At 31.6% G+C, this 11,436-nt stretch carries 10 protein-coding genes and 1 riboswitch; all 10 genes read left to right on the forward strand.

The window, feature by feature from the left end:
• Positions 1–32: 32 nt before the first annotated feature.
• Positions 33–2,330, forward strand: coding sequence for an FtsK/SpoIIIE family DNA translocase (locus JHL18_RS08520; protein WP_200268146.1), 2,298 nt, complete (start codon positions 33–35; stop codon positions 2,328–2,330).
• Between the two features lie 80 nt (positions 2,331–2,410).
• On the forward strand, positions 2,411–3,751 hold the full coding sequence (gene rimO / locus JHL18_RS08525; RefSeq protein ID WP_200268148.1) for a 30S ribosomal protein S12 methylthiotransferase RimO: 1,341 nt from the start codon (positions 2,411–2,413) through the stop codon (positions 3,749–3,751).
• Entirely contained in the window at positions 3,738–4,328 is a 591-nt protein-coding gene (gene pgsA, locus JHL18_RS08530) for a CDP-diacylglycerol--glycerol-3-phosphate 3-phosphatidyltransferase (RefSeq protein WP_200268150.1), read from the forward strand. Before rimO ends, pgsA begins: the two co-directional genes overlap by 14 nt.
• 53 nt (positions 4,329–4,381) lie before the next feature.
• Positions 4,382–4,555 (forward strand): hypothetical protein, encoded by a 174-nt coding sequence (locus JHL18_RS25720; protein WP_207752994.1) that lies wholly within the window; start codon positions 4,382–4,384, stop codon positions 4,553–4,555.
• 240 nt (positions 4,556–4,795) lie between these two features.
• Positions 4,796–5,878, forward strand: a complete 1,083-nt coding sequence (gene recA, locus JHL18_RS08535; RefSeq protein WP_200268152.1) for a recombinase RecA — start codon at positions 4,796–4,798, stop codon at positions 5,876–5,878.
• A gap of 254 nt (positions 5,879–6,132) precedes the next feature.
• Positions 6,133–7,677 carry a ribonuclease Y gene (gene rny, locus JHL18_RS08540; RefSeq protein WP_200268154.1) on the forward strand — a complete coding sequence of 515 codons (1,545 nt, stop codon included), beginning with the start codon at positions 6,133–6,135 and terminating at the stop codon, positions 7,675–7,677.
• Positions 7,678–7,871: 194 nt separating this feature from the next.
• Positions 7,872–8,132, forward strand: coding sequence for a stage V sporulation protein S (locus JHL18_RS08545; protein WP_183277380.1), 261 nt, complete (start codon positions 7,872–7,874; stop codon positions 8,130–8,132).
• Positions 8,133–8,315: 183 nt separating this feature from the next.
• A riboswitch (TPP riboswitch) is annotated at positions 8,316–8,415 on the forward strand.
• Between the two features lie 332 nt (positions 8,416–8,747).
• Positions 8,748–9,512, forward strand: a complete 765-nt coding sequence (locus JHL18_RS08550; RefSeq protein WP_200268156.1) for an ABC transporter ATP-binding protein — start codon at positions 8,748–8,750, stop codon at positions 9,510–9,512.
• Entirely contained in the window at positions 9,512–10,294 is a 783-nt protein-coding gene (locus JHL18_RS08555) for an ABC transporter permease (RefSeq protein ID WP_200268158.1), read from the forward strand. Before JHL18_RS08550 ends, JHL18_RS08555 begins: the two co-directional genes overlap by 1 nt.
• Entirely contained in the window at positions 10,275–11,279 is a 1,005-nt protein-coding gene (locus JHL18_RS08560; RefSeq protein ID WP_200268161.1) for an ABC transporter substrate-binding protein, read from the forward strand. The genes JHL18_RS08555 and JHL18_RS08560 overlap by 20 nt, the downstream gene beginning before the upstream one ends.
• The last annotated feature ends 157 nt before the right edge of the window (positions 11,280–11,436 follow it).

The raw sequence follows: 11,436 nt of genomic DNA on the forward strand, positions 1-11,436 counted from the left end.
ATTTGTAGAAGTAGTAAAGAGAGGTGAAAAGAATGGCTAAGAAAAAATCTACAAGCAAAAAAAATCAAAAGAAAAAAAATACTGATATAACAGGAATAATATTACTAGCAGTGAGTCTAGTTTTAGCTATAAGCATATATACAAATGCAGCTGGATATCTTTCATTTTTTTCAAAACGTTTCTTTATATCATCAATAGGAGTAGGGACATATATATTGCCCATATATATGATATATTTATCAATAATATATATTAGTTCAAAAGGAGTTATAAAATTATCTAAAAGTTTCATAGCTATAACAGTAGCAATAATAAACACTTTGATATTTATACAAGTAATGTCTATAGAAAGTTACTATGACAAGACGAGTTTTTTTAATTCATTAAAAGCAATTATATATTCTCAAAATTATTTTCATAGCGGAATTATTGGATTTACTATAACTTTACCTATATATAAATTAATTGGTAGTATAGGTACTTTCATTGTGAATATTGCTATATATATTATTGTATTTATAATTGGATTTGATTTCTCTTTGGATTCTATAAATATGGATTTAGGTTTTCTACAGAAGAAGAGCGTAAAGAATAACGAGAAGCCTAAACAGATAGAGAAAAAGGATGATTTTCTAGTTATAGAGGAAAAGAATCCAGACCAAAATGAATTTATCAATGGAATAAATAATAAAATCAAAATATTAGATTTTATGAAAAATGCTTCAGTTCATGAAGAGGTAATGTCTGAGAGTGCTCCAACAAAAGTAGAAATAACAGATAATACTATATCTACACCAAATACTACCACTACCTCTGATAAGAAAAAAGGATTAGACAATGAAGTTAAGGAAGTAGTAAACAAGGAATTAACAGAAAGATTGCTTTCAGCAGATGATAAAGAGTATATAATTCCTTCCACTGAACTTCTAAATGTAAATTCTGCTTTAAAGCTGAAAAAGGAAGATAAGAAGGAGCTACTTTTAAATGCAACTAAGCTTGAAGAGACACTTAATAGCTTTGGTGTTGATGCTAAAATTGTACAAGTAACTAAAGGTCCATCTGTTACTAGATTTGAGCTTCAACCAAGTGCAGGGGTGAAGGTAAGCAAGATAGTTAATTTATCAGATGATATTGCTTTAGGACTAGCTGCTAACGGTGTAAGAATAGAAGCACCGATCCCAGGTAAAGCAGCAGTAGGAATAGAAGTTCCGAACAAAGAATTGACTCCAGTTATGCTTAGAGAAGTATTAGACTCTGATGAGTTTATCAATACTAAAACTAATCTCGCTTTTGCCTTAGGTAAAGATATTGCAGGAAAAGCTATTGTTGCAGATTTAAGTAAGATGCCTCATCTATTAATAGCTGGTGCTACTGGTTCAGGGAAAAGTGTATGCATAAATACTTTAATTATTAGTATATTATATAAATATTCTCCTTCAGAGGTTAAGCTTTTGATGGTTGACCCTAAGGTAGTTGAACTTAATGTATATAACGGAATACCTCAGCTTCTAATTCCGGTAGTAACAGATCCTAAAAAGGCAGCGGCAGCTCTTAATTGGGCTGTTAATGAAATGACAAGAAGATATAAACTGTTTGCAGATAGTGGAGTTAGAAATATAGAATCATATAATAATCTTTTTGATAAAGGGATTATAACTGAAAAATTACCTTGGATTGTTATAATAGTAGATGAGCTTGCAGACTTAATGATGGCTTGCCCTAACGATGTAGAAGATTATATAGCTAGATTAGCTCAGATGGCTAGAGCTGCTGGTATGCATCTTGTTATTGCAACTCAAAGACCTTCAGTTGATGTTATAACTGGAGTTATAAAAGCTAACATACCATCTAGAATATCCTTTGCGGTTTCTAGCCAGATAGATTCAAGAACTATATTAGATTCATCAGGTGCAGAAAAGCTTCTAGGTAAGGGGGATATGTTATTCTATCCTGTTGGAGCATCAAAACCAGTAAGAATTCAGGGAGCGTTTATATCAGAAGAGGAAGTTGAGCAAGTAATTAACTTTATAAAAGGTTCCTCAGAAGAAACTTCTTATGAAACGGAAATAATAGAGCATATTAATAGTGAGGTTACTTCAACAAGTACATCAAATCCTGATGATGGAGATGAACTTTTGGATGAAGCTATTAGAATAGTAGTTGAAACTGGTCAGGCGTCTACTTCTTTTCTTCAAAGGAAGCTGAGGGTTGGATTTAATAGAGCAGCTAGAATAATGGAACAGTTAGAAGAAAACAATATTATTTCACCAAAAGATGGCAGTAAGCCTAGACAAGTTCTTATATCAAAGGAAGAACTTGAGAATATGTAGAAAAAATACTTGTTTTAATGTTGAAACAGTTTTAAAATTAATTTGTATTATATATTGTATTGAACACAGGAGGAATTAAGTTGACGAAATATAAGGTGGGCTTGATAAGCCTAGGATGCGACAAAAATAGGGTTGATTCTGAAATTATGCTGGGTAAGCTAAAGTCTGGTTACGAATTAACTAACGACCCTAAATCTGCAGATATAATTATTGTTAATACTTGTGGCTTTATAGAAAAGGCTAAACAAGAATCTATAGATACAATATTAGAGATGGCAGAATATAAGAACAAATATAACTGTAGGTTGCTTATCGCCACAGGATGTTTAACTCAAAGATATGGAAGTGAACTCACAGAGCTAATGCCTGAAATTGATATAATGCTTGGAGTTAATGATTATAATAAGATCGATGAGTTTATAAGAGCTTTTATAGAAAAAGAAGAAGAAAAAATAACAAAGCTTGAATACAGTAATACAAATATAAATGAAGGTGAAAGAGTTATTACAACTGATAAAGCAACAGCTTATATAAGAATATCAGAAGGATGCGATAATTTCTGCACATACTGTATCATACCAAAGATAAGAGGTAAATATAGAAGCAGAGCTTTAGAAAGTGTACTTGAAGAAGCAAAGAAATTAGCGTCAGCTGGAGTTAAAGAACTTATACTAATAGGTCAAGATACTACAAGATATGGAATAGATTTATATGAAGAGAACAGACTTCATATATTACTAAATGAGTTAAGCAAGATAGAAGGTATTGAGTGGATTAGGCTTTTATACTGCTATCCTGAAGAAATATATGATGAATTAATAGATGAAATTGCTTCAAATCCTAAGGTTTGTAAATATATAGATTTGCCTATACAACATATAAGTGATAATATTTTAAAAGCCATGGGAAGAAAGACAACTAAAGAAGCTATCATTAACAAAATAGAGCTTTTAAGAGAAAAAGTTAAAGGTATAACTTTAAGAACTTCATTGATTGTAGGATTCCCTGGAGAGACTGATGAAGATTTCAGCGAGCTTAAAAACTTTTTGAAAGATTATAAACTAGATAAAGTTGGTGTGTTTAAATATTCAAAAGAAGAAGGAACACCAGCATTTTCAATGCCAAACCATGTTGACGAAGAAGTAAAGGAAAAAAGAGAAGAGTTATTAATGCTAACTCAAATGGATGTTTCAGAAGCTATTAATAAATCTAAGATTGGCAATGTCTATGATGTTCTAATTGAAGAATATGATGGAGAAAATTATATTGGAAGATCTTATGAGATGTCTCCTGAAATAGATGCTACTATAATCGTTAATAATACTAATGATAAATTAACTATTGGTGATATAATAAAAGTTAAAATTACTGATTCCGCTGAATATGACTTGTTGGGAGTTGTTTGTAATGAATCTTGCTAATAAACTAACTTTGATTAGAATATTTTTGGTACCGTTCTTTTTGGTATTTATAGCATTTAGAGATTTAACATATAGTACTTTTATAGCTACTTTTATTTTTATATTAGCTTCATTAACCGATAAACTCGATGGATATATAGCAAGGAGTAGAAATCAAATAACTCGTTTTGGAAAGCTTATGGATCCACTAGCAGATAAACTATTAGTTACATCTGCACTTATTTCATTAGTTGAGCTTCATGTAATACCAAGCTGGGCTGCAGTTATAATTATTGCTAGAGAGTTTGCTGTATCTGGTCTTAGAACCATAGCAGCTTCTGACGGTACAGTTATTGCAGCTAGTTGGTGGGGAAAGATAAAAACTGTAATTCAAATTGTTGCTATAATTTTATTATTATTAAAGGTTAATATAGGCTCTTCCAAGTACTTAACAAATCTAATATATAAACATAGTTGGATGAATAATTTCTTTGATATAGTACCGACTATTGCGTTATATATAGCTGTAATAGTAACTATTTTATCGGGAGTAGATTATTTTGTAAAAAATAAAGGGGCAATAAATACTGATAAATAGGTTTAATAATCATAAAAACAGTCGATAATTTTAAAGACTGTATGATTGAGAGTATGATAGTTAAATTAACTAATGTTGACTTTAGTCAATTTATACTTGTTTTAATTAATGTGCCACTTCATAACTATAGGGTTCCATTACGAAAACTTAAGTTATGCATGTTCGAAAATCATGAGCCTATGATTTTTAGCATGTATAAATTAATAATTGAAATTGGAACCCTATAAATGTTTATTTTCAAAACTCCTCTGAGTTCTTAGCGAAAATTTTGAAAATATTAATTTTATAAGGAAGTGGTACATCCATATAGTAGAGTTATTTAAAATAAAATATCATCAGAAATTTTAAAAGAAAAAATTACTAGGTATTACTTTAATTTTAAGTGTACATTAGTGTTGACTTATATATTAAAGTATCTTATAATATAAATAGAACAGATGTTCGATAGAGAGAGGATGTGTTTATCAATGGGTATTGATATGGAAAAGCTTAAAGCTATAGAATCTGCTATGGGCCAAATAGAAAAACAATTTGGAAAAGGCTCAATAATGAAATTAGGTGAACATAGTACACTAAATTTTGATGTTATATCAACAGGTTGTTTAGACTTAGATATAGCTTTAGGAATTGGTGGAGTTCCTAGGGGAAGAATAATAGAAATATATGGACCAGAAAGCTCTGGTAAGACTACTGTTGCTTTAAATATAGCAGCTGAAGCTCAAAGAGTTGGTGGTGCAGTTGCATACATAGATGCTGAACACGCTTTAGATCCTAGCTATGCTAAAGTTCTAGGTGTAGATATAGATAATCTTGTTGTTTCTCAACCAGATACTGGTGAGCAAGCATTAGAAATTACAGAAGCTTTAGTCAGATCAGGTGCGTTAGATGTTATAGTTATCGACTCTGTTGCGGCTTTAGTTCCTAGAGCTGAAATTGAAGGCGAAATGGGAGATTCTCACGTTGGTCTACAAGCTAGACTTATGTCTCAAGCTTTAAGAAAATTAGCTGGTACTATAAACAAGTCAAAGTGCGTAGTTGTATTCATTAATCAGTTAAGAGAAAAAGTTGGAGTTATGTTTGGTAGTCCAGAAACTACAACAGGTGGTAGAGCTTTAAAGTTCTATGCTTCAATTAGAATGGATATAAGAAGAATTGACTCAATAAAACAAGGTGAAAGTATTGTTGGAAATAGAACTAGAATCAAGGTGGTTAAAAATAAGGTTGCACCTCCTTTCAAACAAGCTGAATTTGATATTATGTATGCAGAAGGAATATCAAAAACAGGTAACTTAGTAGACGTTGGTGTAAAAGATGAGATCATACAAAAAAGTGGTGCTTGGTTCTCATATGGTGATGTGAGATTAGGACAAGGAAGAGAAAATGCTAAACAATTCCTTAAAGAAAATCCTGAAATAGCATTTGAAATAGAAAATAAAATAAGATCAAAATATGATTTGCCACTTACAGTAGCAAAAACATCTGCTAAAGCAGAGGCGGCTACTACTAAAGCAGAAGGAAAACAAAACAAATCAAATGGAGATCAAAAATAAATCGCATTTGCGATTTATTTTTTTGTTATAAATTACAAACAATTGATAATAATAATATATATAAAGATGTTAAATTGTTTTTAACAAGCTTTTACCTATCAACTTGACATAATTTTAAAATTAATATAAAATAATAACAAATACTGGTTTATCATATTCATTTAATTACAGTGAGAATTTAATATGCACCTTACTACGCCTTCATATTTACTTATAATATATATTGCTAAAATAGTGCGAAGGAGGTGTTAATAATGGGAAGTTACATTATTGAAATTATAGTTTGTATAATAGTTTTGATAGTGCTAGGAATTATCGAGTATTCAGTAATTCAAAATACTTTTAAACGTAGAATGTCCAGCTTAGAACAGGAAGCTGAAACTAATTTGGATAACGCAAAAAGAGAAGCAGAAGCACTGAAAAAAGAATCAATTTTGGAAGCTAAGGAAGAAGTTCATAAGTTAAGAAGTGATGTTGAAAGAGAATCCCGTGAAAGAAGAAATGAAATTCAACGTTTAGAGAGAAGATTAATACAAAGAGAAGAATCTCTAGACAAAAAAAGTGATGCTTTAGAGAAAAAAGATGAGGGCCTCAACAAAAAGATACAAGAGGTTCAACAATTAGAGGATAGTGTACAGAATTTATACACAAAGCAGCGCGAGGAGCTAGAAAGAATATCAACTCTATCTAGTGAAGAAGCAAGGCAAATTCTTCTAGACGAAATAAGTAAGGAAATAAAACATGATGCTGCTATAATGATTAAAGAAGTTGAAACAAAAGCAAAAGAAGAAGCGGATAAGAAGGCAAGAGAAATAATCACTACTGCTATTCAAAGATGTGCCGCTGATCATGTTTCAGAATCTACTGTACACGTTGTGGCTTTACCTAATGACGAAATGAAGGGCAGAATTATAGGTAGAGAAGGTAGAAACATTAGAACTTTAGAAACACTAACAGGAGTTGACTTAATTATTGATGATACTCCAGAAGCAGTAATACTATCAAGTTTTGATCCTATTCGTAGAGAAGTAGCGCGTATCGCTCTAGAAAAATTAATTGTAGATGGTAGAATTCACCCAGCTAGAATAGAAGAAATGGTAGAACGAGCAACTAAGGATGTAGAAAATGATATTAAGGAAGAAGGAGAACAAGCTACCTTCGAAACCGGAGTACACGGACTACACCCTGAATTAATTAGACTTCTAGGTAGATTAAAGTATAGAACTAGTTATGGTCAAAATGTTCTAAAACATTCTATCGAGGTTTCATACTTAGCAGGACTTATGGCATCTGAACTAGGTTTAGATGTTACACTCGCAAGAAGAGCTGGTTTGTTACATGATATTGGTAAAGCTGTAGATCAAGAGTATGAAGGACCTCATGCCTTAATAGGTGGAGATTTAGCTAAAAGATATCATGAATCACCAATAGTAGTTAATGCTATAGCAGCTCATCATGGTGATGTAGAAATGCTATCTCTTGAAGCAGTACTAGTTCAAGCAGCTGATGCAATTTCGGCAGCAAGACCAGGCGCAAGAAGAGAAACCTTAGAAGCTTATATTAAGAGATTAGAAAAGCTCGAAGAAATTGCAAATTCATACGAAGGTGTAGAAAAGTCATATGCCATTCAAGCTGGAAGAGAGATTAGAATTATGGTTAAACCAGATCAAGTTGATGATGCAGGGGCCATTGAAATGGCAAGGAATATTGTAAAGAACATAGAAGAACAATTAGAATATCCAGGACAAATTAAAATAAATGTTATTAGAGAAACCCGTGCAGTTGACTATGCCAAGTAATTATAAAATACATTTTGTGAAAGCAAAATGTATTTTTTTATGCTTTTCTGTAACTTTTGTATTCTTTGTAAAATTTTTTAAAAATATTTTTTTAAAAAAGAGGTTTTTCAGAGTTTATATAGAATATAGATAAAGTAGGTAATTATTATACTTTATGTAAACGATATCGATAATTTCTAGGAGGTCATATAATAATGGAAGTATTAAAAGTATCAACAAAATCTAATCCTAACTCTGTGGCAGGAGCTTTAGCTGCTATAATAAAAGAAAAAAATATCGTAGAAATACAAGCTGTAGGTGCAGGAGCAATAAATCAAGCTGTTAAGGCTATAGCAATTGCTAGAGGCTTCGTTGCTCCTAGTGGAAAAGATATAGTGTGTGTACCAGCTTTCACAGATATAATGATTGATGGTGAAGAAAGAACAGCAATAAAATTAATAGTACAACCAAGATAATAATATTAAGAGGAGCTTTTACACAAAGGACAATAGGTCAGGTGTACGAGCTCCTTTTTGTATACGATTAAATCCTTGGTCGCAGTTAAATCGTTGTGCTAAAATTAAATGGGCATTCATCCAAAGCTTTATATAAATATCATGAAACTATTGACAATTATCATTTTAAACTATAAAATTTATCTGTAATGCTAGGGGGGCCATTAAGGCTGAGATGAAGTTTTTCAGACCCTTTGAACCTGCACTGGGTAATGCCAGCGAAGGGAAGTTTTAAGACAATATGACAGGTAGATCTAAGATTATTGGATTTACGATTATTAGATTATTAACTCTTTTCGATGGTATGTAGATACTGATTGAAAGGAGTTTTTTCAGTTTTCGAAAAACTTGTTTTTAAAATGATACTCTGTTTGGGAAGCCTGTTTAGCACAAATTTTTTTAATTTGTAAAATATTTATATAGTAATATATATTTTGATATAAAGATATAACACTTCGGTCCAAAATATAATTTTAAAACTCTTACGAATTCTGGTAAGAAAATTTAAAATTATTAAGTTTTATTACGAGGTGGTACATTCATAAATGCTATAAAAAAGAAAGTTGGATAATTTATATGAAAGCATTGGAAATTAATAATATATCGTTTAAGTATAAGGATTCAGAGAGGTTAATAATTGATGATTTATCCATTAGCATAGATAAAAATGAATTTGTTACAATTATTGCGCCAAGTGGTACAGGAAAAAGCACTCTTTTTAGGCTGATTTTAGGGTTGATTAAGCCACAAAAAGGTAGTATTGAAGTAGTTAAGGAAGCAAACAAGAATATAATAGGCTATATGCCACAAAAGGATTCGTTGATGCCTTGGAGGAATATACTCGACAATACAGCAGTTGGACTTGAATTAAATGGACACAGTAAAAAAGAAGCTAGGAAAATAGCTGCAACCTATTTTAAAGGCTTTGGACTTGAAGGCACTGAAATGTACTCCCCTTATGAATTATCCGGTGGTATGAGGCAGAGAGCGTCCTTTTTAAGAGCTATAGTGAATAAACCTTCAATACTATTATTAGATGAACCATTTTCTTCTTTAGATGCATTAACTAGAAGAAAAATGCAGGCGTGGCTTTTAGAGCTTTGTCAGAAGGAAAAAAATACGGTATTTATGATAACCCACGATATAGATGAGGCTTTACTATTATCAGACAGGATACTGATTTGTACTGAAATACCTTATAAAAATTTAAAATCTATAGATGTTAATATAGATAGGCCAAGAAGTTATGAAACTACACTTTCTAGTGAGTTTATAGGATTAAAAAGAAGTATTCTAAATATTCTTGATGGGCTAGAAGAGAACGATAGGGGGATTTCATGATGAAAAAGATCAAGGACTATATATTCCCTTTAGTATTCTTAATGCTTCTACTTTTAGCATGGGAGTTTTTAATCCCATATTTTAAAGTACCAAAATATATTATACCTAGACTATCTGTGGTTCTTAAGGCGTTATGGACCCAAAGAGAACTATTATATGGTCATTCTATTATAACCTTAGGAGAAGCAATACTTGGGCTTATGATATCTGTAATTATAGGTATTTCTTGTGCCCTTTCAATTTATCTTTGGAGAAATGTTGGGAAAACCTTGTATCCAGTTATAATATTTTCTCAAACAATCCCAACAATAGCTTTATCTCCAATTATGGTTATGTGGTTTGGATATAGCATATGGTCAAAGGTAGCTGTAGTAGTTTTGTTCTGCTTTTTCCCCATAGTAATAAGCACCTTAGATGGGTTAAATGGTGTAGATAAGGATTTAGAGGATGTCTTAAGAGCTCTAGGTGGAAGCAGATTTCAAATATTCTTTAAACTCCATATGAACACAGTACTTCCTAACTTTTTAAGCAGCTTTAAGATAGCTGCAACTTATAGTGTTGCAGGAGCTACCATAGGAGAATGGTTAGGTGCAGAAAAGGGACTTGGTATATATGTAAAGAGAACAGCAGGTATGCTACAATCAGATTCAGTGTTCGCAGGTGTGTTAGTTCTATCTTTTCTAGGGTTACTACTATTTTCAACAGGGTTTTCACTAGAAAAAGTTTTATTAAAATACAGAAGAGTAATGAAGGAGGATAATCATGAAATTAAAAAAGCTTAGTATTTCATTAGTTATTGTAGTAATGTTCAGTTTCTTATTAAGCGCATGCTCTACAAAGTCAGATAACAAGGAAGAAAAAGGTGCTTCTAAAGATTTAAAAGAAATTAGTGTACTTTTAGACTGGTATCCTAATGCAGTTCATACATTCTTATATGCTGCAGAAGAACAAGGTTATTTTAAAGAAGCAGGATTAAAGGTTAAATTAATTACACCTGCAGGTACAGATGATGGAATTAAATTAGTGGCAGCAAATAAAGCTGATTTAGCTATAAGCTACCCTAAACAAGTTATTTTAGCAAGGGGAGAAAACATTCCAGTTAAGTCTGTTGGTGCAATAGTTAGAAGTCCATTAAATCAACTTATGGTACGAAAGGATTCAGGAGTTAAAACTTTAAAAGATCTAGAAGGTAAAAAGGTTGGATACGCTTCCTTTGATATTGATAAGGAAACAGTTAAGGCAATGGTTAGTGCTGCTGGCGCAGATGCTTCAAAGGTAGATTTTGTAGATGTTGGTTACGACTTAATGCCTGCAATGGAAACAAAAAGAGTTGATGCAATAATAGGTGGATATATCAATCACGAAAAGTTACTTTTAGAAAAAGAAGGTATTGAACTTATCACTTTTAATCCAGTAGACTATGGAGTAGCAAACAGCTATGAACTAGCATTTATTGCAAGTGAAGATGGACTTAAGAATAATAATAGTACAATACAAGCATTCTTAGCAGCTGCTAAAAAAGGTTTTGATTATACAAAAAACAATTCAGATAAAGCTTTAGATTTAATATTAAAAGCGCAAAACAAAGATTTTCCACTAGATTCAGAAATTGAGAAAAAGAGTTTAAGCACATTACTTCCACTTATGGAAAATGAAAGTGGCAAATTCTTAAGTCAAGACGTGAGTGTTTGGGATAAGAATGTTAAATGGTTAGAAGATAAGAAATTACTTAAAGGAAAAGTTGATAGTAAAAGTTTAATTCAATAAAAGTATGCAGTAAAGTACCTAGGCAATAGCCCAATGTCATTAAGTTAAGAGTGATTAAAGAAGCTATTACACAACGTGATAGCTTCTTTTTTAGCAATTAGCTTTGGAAGTGCAATCGAAATAAGGAAAGTAATCGGAAAATATGCATGCAAATAAA

This window comes from Clostridium yunnanense, from assembly GCF_016595795.1.
In the GTDB taxonomy this organism is placed as follows: Bacteria; Bacillota; Clostridia; order Clostridiales; family Clostridiaceae; genus Clostridium_AR; species Clostridium_AR yunnanense.